This window comes from Mycobacterium sp. E787 (assembly GCF_001668725.1).
Classification (GTDB): Bacteria; Actinomycetota; Actinomycetes; order Mycobacteriales; family Mycobacteriaceae; genus Mycobacterium.
The window spans coordinates 1-16,600 of record NZ_LZKL01000073.1; the positions used below are offsets into that span (position 1 = coordinate 1).

General features: G+C 69.0%; 15 protein-coding genes. 7 read left to right on the plus strand and 8 right to left on the minus strand.

The genetic code is table 11. The features are described from left to right. The 5 genes from A5705_RS15240 to A5705_RS15260 all read right to left on the minus strand — a co-directional run. A partial coding sequence (locus tag A5705_RS15240; protein ID WP_156763129.1) for a PE family protein occupies nucleotides 1–2,018 on the minus strand: 2,018 nt, incomplete at its 3' end. A 348-nt stretch (nucleotides 2,019–2,366) separates the two neighbouring features. Beyond that, entirely contained in the window at nucleotides 2,367–2,789 is a 423-nt protein-coding gene (locus A5705_RS15245) for a nuclear transport factor 2 family protein (protein ID WP_068278416.1), read from the minus strand. Beyond that, nucleotides 2,786–3,979, minus strand: coding sequence for a thiolase domain-containing protein (locus A5705_RS15250; protein ID WP_068278417.1), 1,194 nt, complete (start codon nucleotides 3,977–3,979; stop codon nucleotides 2,786–2,788). The genes A5705_RS15245 and A5705_RS15250 overlap by 4 nt, the downstream gene beginning before the upstream one ends. Beyond that, nucleotides 3,979–5,043 (minus strand): thiolase domain-containing protein, encoded by a 1,065-nt coding sequence (locus A5705_RS15255; protein WP_067873238.1) that lies wholly within the window; start codon nucleotides 5,041–5,043, stop codon nucleotides 3,979–3,981. The genes A5705_RS15250 and A5705_RS15255 overlap by 1 nt, the downstream gene beginning before the upstream one ends. A 15-nt stretch (nucleotides 5,044–5,058) precedes the next feature. Beyond that, a complete protein-coding gene (locus tag A5705_RS15260) occupies nucleotides 5,059–6,054 on the minus strand; it encodes a Zn-ribbon domain-containing OB-fold protein (RefSeq protein WP_068278418.1) in 996 nt (331 codons plus the stop codon). Nucleotides 6,055–6,109: 55 nt separating this feature from the next. On the opposite strand from A5705_RS15260, the gene A5705_RS15265 reads away from it, so the two are divergent. The 3 genes from A5705_RS15265 to A5705_RS15275 are packed head-to-tail and all read left to right on the plus strand — an operon-like array spanning nucleotide 6,110 to nucleotide 9,100. Continuing rightward, nucleotides 6,110–7,141 carry an LLM class F420-dependent oxidoreductase gene (locus A5705_RS15265; protein ID WP_068278419.1) on the plus strand — a complete coding sequence of 344 codons (1,032 nt, stop codon included), beginning with the start codon at nucleotides 6,110–6,112 and terminating at the stop codon, nucleotides 7,139–7,141. A 43-nt stretch (nucleotides 7,142–7,184) separates the two neighbouring features. Further along, nucleotides 7,185–7,901 (plus strand): acetoacetate decarboxylase family protein, encoded by a 717-nt coding sequence (locus A5705_RS15270; protein ID WP_067873247.1) that lies wholly within the window; start codon nucleotides 7,185–7,187, stop codon nucleotides 7,899–7,901. After that, nucleotides 7,898–9,100: a cytochrome P450 gene (locus tag A5705_RS15275; protein WP_067873250.1), complete on the plus strand. Its 1,203-nt coding sequence runs from the start codon at nucleotides 7,898–7,900 to the stop codon at nucleotides 9,098–9,100. The genes A5705_RS15270 and A5705_RS15275 overlap by 4 nt, the downstream gene beginning before the upstream one ends. A gap of 60 nt (nucleotides 9,101–9,160) precedes the next feature. Here the strand turns inward: A5705_RS15275 and A5705_RS15280 are convergent, their stop codons facing one another. Continuing rightward, nucleotides 9,161–10,000, minus strand: coding sequence for a hypothetical protein (locus A5705_RS15280; protein WP_068278420.1), 840 nt, complete (start codon nucleotides 9,998–10,000; stop codon nucleotides 9,161–9,163). Nucleotides 10,001–10,118: 118 nt separating this feature from the next. Continuing rightward, entirely contained in the window at nucleotides 10,119–10,931 is an 813-nt protein-coding gene (locus tag A5705_RS15285) for a crotonase/enoyl-CoA hydratase family protein (RefSeq protein ID WP_067873256.1), read from the minus strand. 64 nt (nucleotides 10,932–10,995) lie between these two features. Here A5705_RS15285 and A5705_RS15290 point away from each other — a divergent pair, with 64 nt between their 5' ends. Genes A5705_RS15290 through A5705_RS15305 form a run of 4 tightly spaced genes read left to right on the plus strand, consistent with a single transcriptional unit; the run spans nucleotide 10,996 to nucleotide 15,815 of the window. Next, nucleotides 10,996–12,636, plus strand: a complete 1,641-nt coding sequence (locus tag A5705_RS15290) for an acyl-CoA synthetase (protein WP_068278421.1) — start codon at nucleotides 10,996–10,998, stop codon at nucleotides 12,634–12,636. A 15-nt stretch (nucleotides 12,637–12,651) separates the two neighbouring features. Then, entirely contained in the window at nucleotides 12,652–13,419 is a 768-nt protein-coding gene (locus tag A5705_RS15295; protein ID WP_068278422.1) for a fructosamine kinase family protein, read from the plus strand. A 24-nt stretch (nucleotides 13,420–13,443) separates the two neighbouring features. Beyond that, entirely contained in the window at nucleotides 13,444–14,268 is an 825-nt protein-coding gene (locus A5705_RS15300) for an amidohydrolase family protein (protein WP_068278423.1), read from the plus strand. Then, the gene (locus A5705_RS15305; protein ID WP_068278424.1) at nucleotides 14,265–15,815 is read left to right on the plus strand and encodes an acetolactate synthase large subunit; all 1,551 of its coding nucleotides are present in this window, start codon (nucleotides 14,265–14,267) and stop codon (nucleotides 15,813–15,815) included. Before A5705_RS15300 ends, A5705_RS15305 begins: the two co-directional genes overlap by 4 nt. 4 nt (nucleotides 15,816–15,819) lie before the next feature. Here the strand turns inward: A5705_RS15305 and A5705_RS28155 are convergent. Next, on the minus strand, nucleotides 15,820–16,600 hold a 781-nt coding region (locus tag A5705_RS28155; RefSeq protein WP_197521282.1), incomplete at its 5' end, for a PecA family PE domain-processing aspartic protease.

A 16,600-nucleotide genomic window follows, 5' to 3' on the forward strand; every position in this document is an offset into this window, starting at 1 on the left:
GTGCCGCCCGTGCCGCCCGCGCCGCCGGCGCCGCCGCTGCCGCTGCCGCTGCCGGCATCACCGCCGGTCCCGCCGGCGCCGCCACCGCCGCCGCCTCCGCCTCCGCTACCAGGGTCGGCCACGTCGGCGGTCTGCGAGCCCCCGTTGCCGGCGGTGCCGCCGTCACCGCCGTGGCCTCCTGTGCCGTTGGTTCCGCCGTGGGGAGTGCCGCCGCCGGTGCCGCCGGTCCCGCCACCGCCGCCGTCGCCGCCTTGATAGCTGAAGCCGGGAATGCTCGAATCGCCGTCGCTGCCCTGGCCGCCGTGACCACCGACGCCGCCGGTGCCGCCGGTGCCGCCGGTGCCCGCGGTGCCCCCGGTACCGGTACCGGTGCCGGCCGCGCCGGCCGCGCCGCCGTTGCCGCCGTTGCCGCCGAGGCCACCCGCACCGCCGGCACTTGCCGGACCGCCGCCGGCGCCACCGTCGCCGCCGGCCCCGCCGTTGCCGCCGGTGCCGCCCTGACCACCGATGCCGCCTGCGCCGTTGGTGCCGCCATGGGGAGTGCCGCCGCCGGTGCCGCCGGCCCCGCCGTCGCCGCCCTTGAAGCCGGTTTGGCCGGTGTCGAGACCCAGTGTGGCGTCCGCGCCGTTATCACCGGCCCCACCGTTACCACCCGTGCCACCGGTTCCGCCGGTACCCGCTTTGCCCGCCACACCCGCCGCGCCCGGCCCCGTGCCGGCCGCGCCGCCGGCCCCGGCGTCACCGCCGTTACCTCCGGTACCTCCGGCACTGCCGTCGCTGGCCGAACCCGCGGCACCGTCACCGCCTCTGCCGCCGCCGCCGCCGTTACCGCCTTGACCGCCCGCGCCGTTGGTGCCGCCAATGCCCGCGCTCCCGCCGTGGCCGCCGGCGCCTCCGGCGCCACCGTTGAAGCCGGTACCACCCGCTGTGGCGGACGCGTCGCCGGAGCCACCGAGGCCGCCGTTGCCACCGGTGCCGCCGGTGCCCGCATGCCCTGCGGCGCCGTGCGACCCGAGGAATCCGGCCGACCCGCCGGCCCCGCCGGCGCCGGCGGCGCCTCCGTTACCGCCCGCACCACCGGCGCTCCCGTCGCTGCCCACGCCCGCGGCACCGGCCGCGCCCATACCGCCAGTTCCGCCGTTCCCGCCCAGCCCGCCATGCCCCGCGGTGCCCAACAATCCGAGGCTGCTGCCCCCGGCCCCGCCGGCCCCGCCGGCACCACCGTCGGCTCCGGTGGCGCCCGCCGCGGTGGCTGCGGCACCGTTGCCGCCAAGGCCACCGGTGCCGCCGGCACCGGCCGACCACAACGGCAGCAGTGCCCGCTCCGCGCCGCCGGTCCCGCCGGCCCCGCCGTTACCGCCAACACCGGTGGCCCCGGCCGCGCCGGCGCTGCCGAGCCCGCCGACGCCGCCGTTGCCGCCGAACCATCCACCGGCTCCGCCGGCGCCACCGTTACCCCCGGTCGAACCGGCGGCAACGGCATCGCCACCGGCGCCACCGGCGCCGCCTCGGCCGAACAAGCCCGCATTCCCACCGGCACCACCGGCGTGACCGGCCGCGCCCGATCCGCCGTTGCCGCCATTACCGATCAAGATCCCGCCGGCCCCGCCGGCCTGCCCGGTCCCCGGCGCACCATTGGCGCCGTTGCCGATCAGCGGGCGATGCAACAGCGCGTTCGTGGGCGCATTGATCGCGCCCAACAGGTCCTGCTCGAGCATCTGCAGAGGCGAGGCGTTCGCGGCCTCAGCGGCCGCATATGCGCCCGCGCCGGCCCTCAACAGCTGCTCAAACTGCTCATGAAACAACGCCGCCTGCGCGCTCAGCGCCTGAAATTCCTGCCCATGGCTCTCGAACAGGCCGCTGATGGCCGCCGACACCTCGTCGAAGGCCGCGGGGGCAATCCCCGTCGTCGACGGTGCCGCAGCCGCCATGGCCTCCCTGATCGCCGTCCCGATGCCGTTCAAGTCGGACGACGCACTACTCAACGCCTCAGGCGCTGCGAACACAAAAGACGACATCGGGGCTCTCCTCGGTAGACCGGCGGGTATGTTCAAGCCATTTGTTAAGACCATAGGTATCTAAGAGGATCATTCGCAAGACTAAAAGTTGATGAAAATAATCAATTTCAGACTCTGCCTACGGCGCGGCCGGTGACGGTGGCCGGCCGCTTCGGTGAATGAGCGCACGCCGATGCTCGACCGCTATGCCATCGAGAAACGTGGTGGCGCAGGACGCGACATGGTGTGGCGACGCGGGAATTCACCGTGGTGCGATGCGCGCTCCACCGTGATCGAACGAACGCCTCGTCGCACCTGGCGGGAACGGCGCCGAGGCGCCAAGTGGTCAGCCGGTGACCAGGGACACCCCTAGATGCGTCGGGTGCTTGCGGCGGCTCTGTCCATCTCCCAGTAGGCGCGCAGGGCGACCAGCTTGCCCTCGTCGTCGGCCTTGTAGGTGAACACGCCCTCCGCGGTGACCTGATGGCCGCCGGCGGTGATGAGGATGTGCCCGACGTTGGCTTCTTCGTTGCCGCATTGATAGGTGTCGTGGAAGACGAACTCGATCTTGTCGGTGGGCGCGATGGCCTTGTCCCAGAAGGCGGAGATCGCGTCGCGGCCCCGGTGGCCCTTGCCTGCCGGGTCGAACGCCGACGGCCCGATCGGGTCCTCGACGATTGCGTCGTCGGCGAACACCGCCAGCCACGCTTCCTTGTCCCTGGCGATCACCGCCTCGCGCGAGCGGCGGCCTGCCTCGTGGGCGGGGTGCTTGGTCTGCTGAATGCTGGTCATAATGAGGCCTTTTCGGGTTTGTCGGCGCCGACCACCCACATCGAGTAGTACTGCGAGCCGCCGCCGTAGGCGTGCCCCAACGCCTTTCGCGCGTTGGGGACCTGGTGATCCCCGCCCTTGCCCATCACCTGAATCGCCGCCTCGGCGAAGCGGATCAGGCCCGAGGCCCCGATCGGGTTCGACGACAGCACGCCGCCCGACGGGTTCACCGGCAGCCGGCCGCCGATCTTCGTCTCGCCGGCCTCGGTGAGTTTCCAGCCTTCGCCCTCGGGCGCAAACCCGAGGTTTTCCAACCACATCGGCTCGAACCAGGAGAACGGGACGTAGATCTCGGCGGCGTCGATCTCGTCGATGGGGCTGGTGATGCCGGCCGCCTTCCACAGCGCGGCGGCCGCATCGCGCCCGGCCTGCGGGCTGACCTGGTCGCGGCCGGAGAACTGCAGAGGCTCGGTGCGCAGCGCGGTTGCGTGGATCCAGGCGACCGGATGTCCTTGTGCCACACGCGCGTCGGCGATCTCCTCGTTGCCGATGACGACCGCGGCGGCACCGTCGGAGGACGGGCAGGTCTCGTCGTAGCGGATCGGGTCCCAGAGCATGGGCGACTCCATCACCTTCTCCAGGGTGATGTCCGGCTGGTGCAGGTGCGCCAGCGGGTTGCGGGCCCCGTTGAGCCGGTCCTTGACCGCGACCATGGCGCCGATGTTCGTCGGCGCGCCGGACCGGCGAATGTACGACCGCACGTGCGGGGCGAAGTAGCCTCCCGCACCGGCGCCGACGGGCTTGATGAAGGGGATCGGAATCGACAACGCCCACATGGCATTCGATTCCGACTGCTTCTCCCACGCCATCGCCAGCACGCGCCGGTACTTGCCGGACTGCACCAGGCTGGCGGCCACCACCCCGGTGGAGCCGCCGACCGAACCCGCGGTGTGTACCCGGATCAGCGGCTTGCCGGTGGCTCCCATGGCGTCGGCCATGAACAGCTCGGGCATCATGACACCCTCGAAGAAGTCGGGCGCCTTGCCCACCACGACGGCGTCGATGTCGTCAAACGTGGATCCGGAGTCTTCCAACGCCCGGTCGATGGCCTCGCGCACCAGGCCGTTCATCGAAACGTCCTGGCGCTTGGCGACGTACTTCGTCTGCCCGGTACCGAGTACCGCGGCCAGGTGTGCTCCCGCTCCGGCCATCAGTTCTTTCCTTCCATGACCGCGACCAGGTTCTGTTGCAGGGCGGGCCCGCTGGTGGCGTGCGCGAGCACCCGCCCGGCCGAACCGTTCCAGATGTGTTGTGCCGCAAAGCCGATGCGCTCCAGTCCGGCGACGAACATGGGGTTGGCCGCCAGCGCGCCGCCGGAAGGATTCACCTTCGTCGCACCGGGGATGTTGATCGCCTCGGCGAGGATCAGGTGCTGGTGGGTGAACGGCGCACAGATCTCGGCCACGTCCAGGTTGCGGGTGTTTCCGCCGGTGGCCGCCCTGGCCGCGGCGGTGGTCGACGGTGATTCGGTGAGATCCCGCACGCCCAGCGACGGGGATTCGATGCGGTGCTCGATACCGGTGATCCAGGCAGGGTTTTCGCGCAACTCGCGCGCCCGGTCGTCGGCCGCGAGCACGATCGCGGCGGCGCCGTCGGTGATCGGGGCGATGTCGTGCCGGCGCAGCGGGTCGGCGAAGAACGGCCGCTCCAGCAATTCGTCCAAGCTGACCGGAGGCTGCACGGAGTCCACTCGCTTTGCGCACGCGAAGGATTCGAAGGCGACGCGGGCCATCTGTATGTCGGTCCACTTGCCGGTGTCGAGCCCGATGCGGGCCTGTAGCCCTGCCATCGACACCGAGTCGGGCCACAGCGGCGCGACGGTGTAGGGGTCGGTCTGCCGCGAGAGGATCTGACGCAGGATTCCGGCCGAGGACTTGCCGAAGCCGTACACCAGCGCGGTGTCGACCTCGCCGGTCAGGATCTTGATGTAGGCCTCGTAGAGCGCCCACGCCGCGTCCATCTCGACATGCGATTCGTTGATCGGGGGGACGGCGCCGATCGAGTCGATCGCCGAGATGAACGAAAACGCTCGCCCCGCAAGGTAATCGGACGATCCCGAGCACCAGAACCCGATGTCGGCCTTGGTGATGCCGAGCTCCTCGTACAGCTGGGCGAAGCACGGCATCAACATCTCGACGCCGTTGGTGGTGCCGTCCGTGCGGCGGACATGCGGGGCGTGGGCAAAGCCGACGACCGCAACGTTGCGAGCGCTCATGTTCAGGTAAGCCCTTTACAGGTGGTGCTTGTAGGTATCGTAGTCGGCGTCGGGTTCCCCGGTCGGCCGGAAGTACTCGATGTTGTCGATGCCAAAGCCCCACTCGTCCCGGGGTTTCCACACCGCCTCGACGCGCATGCCCATCCGAACCGAGTGCGCGTCGACGTCAGCGACCAGATGCAGGAACGGGATGTCGGCGCCGTCGAGCAGGACGTAGGCCGCCACGTACGGCGGCTTGATGCGCTGGCCCTGGAACGGGATGTTGATGATGGCGAACGTCGTCACCGTGCCCTTGTCCGGTAGCTCGACGAACTCGGTGGTCGGCTGGCCGGTGGCCGGGTCGGCCCCGTGCGGCGGGAAGTACACCTTGCCGGTCGCTCCGGTGCGCGCCCCCAGCAGCTTGCCCTCGGCGATGGCGCGCAGGTACGCGCTCTCCTCGTGCGAGGCGGTGTGCTGAATCGTCAGCGAGATCGGCGTGACGATCATGGTGACCGGTTCCCGGTCCCCTTCGGGCGATTCCGGCACGGGCTCGGCTTCGTCGCCCAGCTGGAAGTGCGCGATGTCGGTGATGGCGCCCACGGTCTCGTCGGCCCAGTGCACGTGCACCCGGGAGCCGGTCCGGATCGCCGTCGGGTCACCGGCATCAACCGCGTGCATCAGCAGCGTGTCCGCGCCGTCGAGCTTGATCAGCGCCCAGGCGAACGGGCGGTCGAGCGGCTGCCCGTCCAGCGGCTCGGGCTGCCAGGTCCAGGACGCGACGGTGCCGACGGCCGACACCGGTACCATCTCGCCCAGCGGCTCATAGGTAACCGGGTCATATTCCGCCGGCGGGACATGCACGCGGCCATCCGATCCGCGCACCCCCAGGATGTGGCGCTCACGCAATGCGGTGAAGAACTTGCTGAGCGTGGGGCCCACCGAACGGGTGTAGTCGAAGGACAACGTCAGTGGCGCGGAGAGTGGTGGCTCAGGGTGATCGATCAGGGTCGGGCTGCTCGAGCTGGCTGTCACGCCTTCGAGTAGAACAGGTTCTAAGAATCGTTTCAACATCGGGTCAGGAGAGGCAATGAAGCTGGGGTTGCAGCTGGGGTACTGGGGCGCAGGGCCGCCACAGAACCATGCGGAATTGGTCGCCGCGGCCGAGGCGGCCGGCTTCGACGCCGTGTTCACCGCCGAGGCGTGGGGATCCGACGCCTACACGCCGCTGGCCTGGTACGGCTCCTCGACGTCGCGGCTGCGGCTGGGGACGTCGGTGATCCAGCTGTCCGCGCGGACGCCGACGGCCTGTGCGATGGCCGCCCTCACCCTCGACCACCTCTCGGGGGGCCGCCACATCCTGGGGCTGGGCGTGTCCGGGCCGCAGGTGGTGGAGGGCTGGTACGGCCAGCGATTCCCCAAGCCGCTGGCCCGCACCCGCGAGTACATCGACATCCTTCGGCAGGTATGGGCCCGGGAGAAGCCGGTCACCGGCGACGGCCCCCACTACCCGCTGCCGCTGACCGGTCCTGAGACGACCGGGCTGGGCAAGCCGCTCAAGCCCATCACCCATCCGCTGCGCGCCGACATCCCGATCATGCTGGGCGCCGAGGGCCCGAAGAACGTCGCGCTGGCCGCGGAGGTCTGCGACGGCTGGCTGCCGATCTTCTATACGCCCCGGATGGCCGACACCTACAACGAATGGCTCGATGAGGGATTCGCCCGGCCCGGCGCCCGCCGCAGCCGCGAGGACTTCGAGATCTGCGCGACCGCCAACATCGTCATCACCGACGACCGCGCCGCGGCGTTCGCCGCGATGAAGCCCTATCTGGCGCTCTACATGGGCGGGATGGGCGCGGAGGACACCAACTTCCACGCCGACGTCTACCGCCGGATGGGCTACGCCGAGGTCGTCGACGACGTGACGAAACTGTTCCGCAGCAACCAGAAAGACAAGGCGGCCGAGATCATCCCGGACGAGGTCGTCGACGACGCCGCGATCGTCGGCGACGTCGACTACGTGCGTAAGCAGATCGAGGTCTGGTCGGCCGCGGGCGTCACCATGATGGTCGTCTCCGGTCGCAGCGCCGAGCAGGTCCGCGAGGTGGCCGCACTGATTTAGGCGGTCCTTGCCAGGTGAATAGAACGCGTTCTAGATTGGCCCGATGACAGCCTCGCAGCACACCATCGCCGGCACGGTGATCACGATGCCGGTGCAGATCCGCAAGGCAAACCAGCACATGGCGATGTTCTCGGTGGACGCCGACGCCGCCCAGCACCTCATCGACTACAGCGGCCTGCAGGTCTGCCGTTATCTGCCCGGGCGCGCGATCGTGGTGCTGATGCTCATGCACTACATCGACGGCGACCTGGGCCAGTACTACGAGTTCGGCACCAGCGTGATGGTCAACCCGCCGGGGTCGCACGCGAGCGGGCCGCGGGCGCTGCAGTCGGCAGGCGCCTTCATCCACCACCTGCCCGTCGACCAGACGTTCACGCTGGAGGCGGGCACCAAGATCTGGGGCTACCCGAAAGTCATGGCGGACTTCACCATTCGGGAGGGCCGCGAGTTCGGGTTCGACTGCACCGTCGACGGGCAACTCGTGATCGGCATGGACTTCCGTCGCGGCCTGCCGATTCGGCTGACCCCGCGGCAGGCGGCCCAGCGCAGCTACTCGCACCGCGACGGCATCACCCGGGAGACCGCCTTCGAGCACACGCTGGACGGCGTGCGGACCCGGCTCGGCGGGGTGCGCGTCCGGCTGGGTGATCACCCGTACGCGAAAGAGCTGGCGTCGCTGGGCCTTCCGAAGCGCGCGATGCTGTCCAGCTCCGCGGAGAACGTACAGATGACATTCGGCGACGCCCGGGAGATCTCATGACGGTGACTTCAGCGACCAGGCCGGACGTCGACCTCACCGACGGCGCGTTCTACGCGGGTGACTCGCACACCGTCTACCGCTGGATGCGCGAACACGAGCCGGTGTTTCGGGACCGCAACGGGCTGGCCGCGGCGTCGACGTATCAGGCCGTGATCGAGGCCGAGCGCAACCCCGAGCTGTTCTCGAATGCCGGCGGCATCCGGCCCGACCAGGACGGCGTCGAGATGATGATCGAGATGGACGATCCGCAGCACCTGTTGCGCCGCAAGCTCGTCAACTCCGGCTTCACCCGCAAGCGCGTGAAAGACCAAGAGTCCAAGATCCTTTCGTTGTGTGACACGCTGATCGACGCGGTGTGCGAACGCGGTGAATGCGACTTCGTCTGGGACCTCGCCGCGCCGCTGCCGATGGCGGTGATCGGCGACATGCTCGGGGTGCGCCCGGAGGAACGCAAGATGTTCCTCAAGTGGTCCGACGATCTGGTCGGCGCCTTGAGCAGCACCGCGGCCGAAGCCGATATCCAGGTCACGATGGACGCCTTCGCCGCCTACAGCGAATACATGATGGGCATGATCGCGGCCCGCAAGGACGAACCGACCGACGACCTGGTCAGTGTGCTGGTGCACGCGGAGGTCGAGGGCTCACACCTCGAGGACCACCAGATCGTCACCGAGGTGCTGCTGCTGTTGATCGGCGGCGACGAGACCACCCGGCACACGCTGTCCGGTGGAACCCGGCAGTTGCTGCTGCACCCCGATCAGCACCGGCGGCTGGTGGGGGATTTGTCGTTGCTGCCCAACGCGATCGAGGAGATGCTGCGCTGGACCGCGCCGGTGAAGAACATGGCGCGCACGATCACCGCCGACACCGAGTTCCACGGCACCCGGTTGACCAAGGGCGAGAAGATGATCCTGCTGTTCGAGTCGGCGAACTTCGACGAGAAGGTTTTCGACGACCCGGAGAGCTTCGACATCGAGCGCTACCCGAACAACCACCTGGCTTTCGGCTTCGGCACGCATTTCTGCCTCGGCAACCAGCTCGCCCGCCTCGAGCTGTCGATCATGCAGACGCGCCTGTTGCAGCGGCTTCCCGACATGCGACTGGCGTCGGACGCCGACCTGCCGCTGCGGCCGGCGAACTTCGTGTCCGGCCTGGAGAAGATGCCGGTGGCGTTCACCCCGACCGCACCGCTGGGCTGAGCCTGCCCCTCGCCGAGCGTGCCGTCAGGGCGGTAAATCGGCCAAATCTCATGCCTGAGTTCACGTTCGGCGAGCCCACGCCGTGGCCAGTCGAGCCAGGACGCCGCCCCGCGTGTGGTCGGCCGCGACGCGGACGGTGATCCAACCCGTGGTGTCCAGAGCCTCATAGCGCTCGATGTCCCTGCGCAGTTGCCGGCGATCGGTCCGATGGTGGTCACCCTCGTACTCGAGCGCGATCTTGCGATCCTCCCAACCGAGGTCGACAACCGCGACGAGCTCGCCGTATTCGCCGTGGACGGGGATCTGGATTTGCGGCGGAGGGTATCCGGCCTCGATGACCACGAGTCGCAGCCAGGTCTCCCGGGGTGACTGCGCACCGGCGTCGACCAGGGCGAGCGCGCGCCGGGCTCGCCTGATGTTCCGGCGGCCTTTGTAGCGGTCCGCAACCAGTTCCGCGTCGGCGACCTTCAGTCGGGTTGCCCTGGCCAGGGCATCGATGGCAGCGACGGCATTTCCGACCGGATTGCGACAGGCGAGGTCGAATGCCGTGCGCGCCGGGTTCGTCGTCAGCACGCCGCCGACCACTGCGGTCTCGTCGTCCGCGACGGTGTCCGACCAGGTACGGATGCCGGCCGGGGGGCGGCGGTGTTCGTACAGCAATTGCGCCGGCGCGCGGTGATCGACCCATTTGGCGCCGTGGAGCGCCGAGGCGGAATGTCCCGCGACGACCCCGCGCCGCCGGGACCACAGCCAGGCGGCACGAGCGCGCGTCACAGCGGTCAAATTCCCGTCGCGCGGGATGTAGACGTCCGGATGGATTGCGACGAATCGGCTTCGCAGCCCATGCCGTGTCACAGTGCCCGCTGCCAGCGCCTCGCTGCCGATGAAGGGTTCTGCCACGCGGGCAGTCTGTCTGAGGCCACCGACAGCCGCGCCGAGCGTGAAGTCAGGGATCGAATTCGAGCGAAATTTCGCCGTCAGTTCACGTTCGGCGAAGGGGAGGGGCTCGGCGCCGGCGCTAGCGGTTCTGGAAGTTCGGCTTGCGCTTCTCGGCGAACGCCCGCGGGCCTTCCTTGGCGTCGTCGGACAGGAACACCTTGATGCCGATCTGGGTGTCGATCTTGAATGCGTCGTTCTCGTGCATGCCCTCGGTCTCGCGGATGGCCCGCAGAATGGCCTGCACGGCCAAAGGTCCGTTAGCCGATATGAGTTCCGCGATCTCGAGCGCCTTGGTCAGCGCCTGGCCGTCGGGGACCAGGTGGCCGATCAGGCCGATCTCCTTGGCCTCGGCGGCGGTGATGTGCCGGCCGGTCAGCAGCAGGTCGCACGCGACGGTGTAGGGGATCTGCCGCACCAGTCGGACGGCCGACCCGCCCATCGGATACAGGCTCCACTTGGCCTCCGAGATGCCGAACTTGGCGCTCTCGCCGGCGACCCGGATGTCGGTGCCCTGCAGGATCTCGGTCCCGCCGGCGATCGCGGGGCCTTCGACGGCCGCGATGAGGGGTTTTGTGAGTCTGCGACCTTTGAGCAAAGCGTCGATCCGTGACGGGTCGTAGCTGCCGTCCCTAAAAGAATCACCGGGTGGCCGTTTCGTCGCCGCCTTGAGGTCCATGCCGGCGCAGAAGTAGCCACCCGCCCCGGTGAGGATGCAGCAGCGGATGTCGTCGTCGTTGTCGACGCGGTCCCACGCCTGCACCATGATTTCCATCATTTCGGTGCTCAGCGCGTTGCGGGCGTGGGGCCGGTTCAACGTGACGATCAGGGTGTGACCGCGCTGTTCGACGAGGGCGTCCTGTCCCGTTTGTTCGTTTGCTGGCGTCTCGGCCACACCTACCGCCTTTCGGTCGACGTCGGGGGTGAGCTTGTCAAGAAATGTAACACGTTCTAATTTGGTGGCCGTGGCCCTGAATATCGCCGACCTCGCCGAGCACGCCATCGACGCTGTGCCAGACCGTGTCGCCCTCATCTGCGGCGACGAGAAGCTGACCTACGCCCAACTGGAGGAGAAGGCCAACCGTCTCGCGCACTACCTGATCGATCAGGGCGTCAAGAAGGACGACAAGGTCGGGCTGTACTGCCGCAACCGCATCGAGATCGTGATCGCGATGCTCGGCATCGTCAAGGCCGGCGCCATCATCGTCAACGTCAACTACCGCTACGTCGAGGGCGAGCTGCGCTACCTGTTCGACAACTCCGACATGGTGGCGCTGGTGCACGAGCGCCAGTACGCCGACCGGGTAGCCAACGTGCTGCCGGACACCCCGAACGTCAAGACCATCCTGGTCATCGAGGACGGCTCCGACAGTGACTACCAGCGCTACGGGGGCGTCGAGTTCTACTCGGCGATCGCCCAGGGCTCGCCCGAGCGCGACTTCGGTGAGCGCAGCGCCGACGACATCTACCTGCTGTATACGGGCGGTACGACGGGCTTTCCCAAAGGTGTGATGTGGCGCCACGAGGACATCTATCGGGTGCTGTTGGGCGGCACCGACTTTGCGACGGGAGAATTCGTCAAGGACGAGTACGACCTGGCCAAGGGTGCGGCCGCGAATCCGCCGATGGTCCGCTATCCGATTCCGCCGATGATCCACGGCGCCACCCAATCGGCGACCTGGATGTCGATCTTCTCCGGCCAAACCACCGTGCTGGCACCGGAATTCAACGCCGAAGAGGTGTGGCGCACCATTCATGAGCACAAGGTCAACCTGCTGTTCTTCACCGGTGACGCGATGGCGCGGCCGCTGCTCGACGCCCTGGACACCGACCACGAATACGACCTGTCGTCGCTGTTCCTCCTGGCCAGCACCGCGGCGCTGTTCTCGCCGAGCATCAAGGAGCGGCTGCTGGAGCTGCTGCCCAACCGCGTCATCACCGACTCGATTGGCTCCTCCGAGACCGGTTTCGGCGGCACCAGCATCGTCGCCGCGGGCGCGCCGCACAGCGGTGGCCCGCGCGTCACCATCGACCACCGCACCGTCGTGCTCGACGAGGAGGGCAATGAGGTGAAGCCCGGGTCGGGAGTGCGCGGCTTCATCGCCAAGAAGGGCAACATCCCGGTCGGCTACTACAAGGACGAGAAGAAGACGGCCGAAACCTTCAAGACCATCAACGGCGTTCGCTACGCCATCCCCGGCGACTGGGCTCTGGTCGAGGAGGACGGCACCGTCACGATGCTGGGCCGCGGGTCGGTGTCGATCAACAGCGGCGGCGAGAAGATCTACCCCGAGGAGGTCGAGGCCGCGCTGAAGGGCCACCCCGACGTCTTCGACGCCCTGGTGGTCGGTGTGCCCGATCCCCGTTACGGCCAGCACGTGGCGGCCGTCGTGCAGCCCCGGCCCGGTTGCCGGCCGACGCTGGCGGAGCTGGACAGCTTCGTGCGCTCCGAGATCGCGGGCTACAAGGTGCCGCGCAGCCTGTGGCTGGTCGACGAGGTAAAGCGTTCGCCCGCAGGCAAACCCGACTACCGCTGGGCCAAGGAGCAGACCGAGGCGCGCCCGGCAGACGACGTACATGCGAGCCATGTGACGACCTGACGCGCACTCAGCCGCGTGACCGACTTCGTCAAGCAGCACCCGGGCGCGCCGGCGGGCTATTTCGCTTGGGAGGCAGCGGGTTTGCGGTGGCTTGCCGGCGTCGACGGCGGGGTGCCCTGCGCTCACGTGGTTTCCGTGGACGCGACGAGCCTGACCCTGCGGCGGCTCGAATCCGTGAGCCCGACCGCCGCGGCGGCGGACGCGTTCGGCGGCCGGCTGGCTCGCACGCATGACGCCGGCGCCGCGGCGTTCGGCGCGGGGCCCGACGGGTGGGACGGGCCGGGGTTCTTCGGGCCGCTGTCGCAGCCCCTGCCGATGTCGCTGCGGCGGCACCGGCGCTGGGGCGATTTCTACGCCGACGAGCGGCTGGCCCCGATGGCCGAGTTGGCGGCGCCGCGGCTCGACGCGTCGACCCGCGCCACGGTCGATGCCGTCGCGGTGCGCTGCCGGGCGGGCGACTTCGACGACGACGACCCGCCGGCCCGGCTGCACGGCGACCTGTGGAGCGGCAACGTGATGTGGACGCCGGGCGGCGTGGTGCTGATCGACCCCGCCGCGCACGCCGGCCACCGGGAGACCGACCTGGCGATGCTCGCGCTGTTCGGCTGCCCGCACTACGACGCCGTCCTCGCCGGCTACCAGCGGGAGCGACCGCTGAAACCCGGTTGGCGCAACCGCATCGGGCTGCACCAGCTCTTCCCGCTGCTGGCACACGTGGCGTTGTTCGGCGGCGGGTACGCGCGGCAGACCGACGCCGCCGCCCGCGCCGCGCTGGCCGCGTAACGCCCGTCTACAGTCGAAGCTCTGATGACGATCGATGTCTGGATGCAACACCCGACGCAACGGTTCCTGCGCAGCGACATGCTGGCCTCGCTGCGGCGCTGGACGGGCGGGTCGATCCCCGACACCGACATTCCCATCGAGGCGACCATCGCGGTCATGGACGCCGCCGACGTCCGCTTCGGCCTGCTGAGCGCCTGGCGCGGCCCGAACGGCCAGGACTTGGTCTCCAACGACGATGTGGCCGGATGGGTGCGGTCTCACCCGGACCGCTTCGCCGGTCTGGCCGCGGTGGACCTCGATCGCCCCATGGATGCGGTGCGCGAGCTGCGGCTCCGGGTGAAGCAGGGGTTCGTGGGGTTGCGGGTGGTGCCGTGGCTGTGGAACGCGCCGCCCACCGACCGCCGCTACTATCCGCTGTTCGCCGAATGCGTGGAGTCGGCCGTGCCGTTCTGCACGCAGGTCGGCCACACCGGCCCGCTGCGGCCGTCGGAGACCGGACGCCCGATTCCCTACATCGACCAGGTGGCGCTCGACTTCCCCGAGCTCGTCATCGTGTGCGGCCACGTCGGCTATCCGTGGACCGAGGAGATGGTCGCGGTCGCCCGCAAGCACGAGAACGTCTACATCGACACCTCGGCCTACACGATCAAGCGGTTTCCGGACGAGCTCGTCCGCTTCATGAAAACCGGCACCGGACAACGCAAGGTGTTGTTCGGCACCAATTACCCGATGATCAGCCCCACGCATGCGTTGGCGGGGCTGGATGAACTCGGGCTAAGCGATGCGGCCCGCCGAGACTTCCTGCGCGGCAACGCCGAGCGTGTTTTCGGATTGGAGGCACACCAGTGAACGGTGCTCAGGCCCTGATCAACACGCTGGTCGACGGTGGCGTCGACGTATGTTTCGCCAACCCGGGCACGTCGGAGATGCACTTCGTGGCAGCACTCGACGCCGTTCCCCAAATGCGCGGCGTGTTAACCCTTTTCGAGGGCGTGGCCACCGGGGCCGCCGACGGCTACGCCCGCATGGCCGACAAGCCGGCCGCGGTTCTGCTGCACCTCGGCCCGGGCCTGGGCAACGGCCTGGCCAACCTGCACAACGCGCGGCGCGCGCATGTGCCGATGGTGGTCGTCGTCGGCGACCATGCCATTTACCACAAAAAGTATGACGCCCCACTGGAATCCGACATCGACGCGCTGGCGGGCAGCGTGTCGGGATGGCTGCGCCGCACCGAGCAGACCGCCGACGTCGCGTCCGACGCCGCCGAGGCGATCGCCGCCAGCCGGGTGGGCTCGCACATCTCCACCCTGATCCTGCCCGCCGACGTGTCCTGGACGGACGGGGCGCAGCCCGCCACCACACCGCCCCCGCAACCGGCGGGGGCCGACCCGCGGTTGGCGACCGAGGCGCTCGAGGTGCTGCGGTCCGGGGAGCCCGCGGTGTTGCTGATCGGGGGCGACGCCACGCGTCGGCCGGGGCTGGCCGCCGCCGCGCGGATCGCCCAGGCGACCGGCGCCCGGTTGCTGTGCGAAACGTTCCCGGCGCGGCTCGAGCGCGGCGCCGGGGTTCCCGCCGTCGAGCGGCTGGCCTACTTCGCCGAGGCCGCCACCGCCCAGCTGAACGGCGCCAAGCATCTGGTGCTGGCGGGCGCCAAGTCACCGGTGTCGTTCTTCGCCTACCCCGGCATGCCCAGCGACCTGGTGCCGGCCGGCTGCGAGGTGCACGTGCTCGCCGAATACAGCGGTGCCGCAGGCGCTTTGGCCGCGCTGGCGGACGAGGTGGCCCCCGGCACGGTCGCGCCGGTGGCAGACGCGGTGCGCCCGCAGCCGCCGACGGGCGCACTGACCTCCGCCTCGGCGGCGGAAGTGATCGGGGCGTTGTTGCCCGAAGGCGCGATCGTCGTCGACGAGTCGAACACCTCCGGCCTGCTGCTCCCGCAGGCCACTGCCGGTGCGCCCGCTCATGACTGGTTGACGCTGACCGGCGGTGCGATCGGCTACGGAATCCCGGCGGCGGTGGGTGCCGCGGTGGCCGCTCCCGGGCGTCCGGTGCTGTGCCTGGAATCCGACGGGTCTGCCATGTATACGATTTCGGGGTTGTGGACGCAGGCGCGCGAGAACCTCGACGTGACCACCGTCCTCTACGACAACAGCGCCTACGACATCCTGCGCGTTGAGCTGCAACGCGTCGGCGCCGGGTCGTCGCCCGGTCCCAAGGCGTTGGACTTGCTCGACTTATCCCGTCCCACAATTGATTTCGTCAAGATATCCGAGGGGATGGGGGTTCCGGCGCGCCGCGTAACAACCGCCGAGGAGTTCGCCGACGCGCTGCGCGCCGCCTTCGCCGAACCCGGGCCGCACCTCATCGACGCCGTGGTGCCCTCGCTGATGGGGTAGTACGTCAGGCGTCGAAGATTGTCGTCCCGAGACCACTGGGGCTCTGCGCGATGTACACCGGTCCCAGCGCGAAGGGGATGTTCCCGGTGTTCATCACGCTGCCGGTAACCGTCAGGGGATCCGCCGCGGTCGTCGTGTACGAGTACAGCAGCTGGTTGGTGCTGGTGTACACCGAAATGGCCGTTCCCACCGGCACGGTTCCGGTCGTCTGACCCGTCCCGAGCAGGGACGCCGGGATGGATCCGAAATTGTCACCGGAATCGATGAACAGCGAAGGAACAACCGTAGACGTCGTGCCATGCCCGGGGACCGTGACCTGTACGTCCACGTTGGTGACGGTCGGCGAACCGGTGATGGACACAGTGCTGGATAAGGAGTTGGGACCGAAAACGAGTTGGTTGTGGGGTTGGTTGAAGAGCACGCCCTGATCGACGGTGCCCGGCAACGCGGGGATCACCGTGCTGGTGCCCGGGCCCCCGGCGTTCGGCCCGATACCCAGGACGCCGACGATGCCGGTGCCGGACCAATAGTTTGCGAAGTTCGTCGAGTCGGTGCCGGTGAGGACGTCAACCGCGGTCGGCGACGTGGCGGTGAGGACGGACCCGGTCGGTCCGGTCAAGAAACCAACGGTCTCGTCGGACGTGGTGTAGTGGACGGTCACCGACGCGCCGGGCCCGGAGTAGGTGACCGAACCCGTGGTGACGGATGAGCCCGGGTTCGGGACGTATTGCCCTTCGATGACAAGACCCGACGATCCGGTGTCGACCAGCACGGGCGCCGGCGGC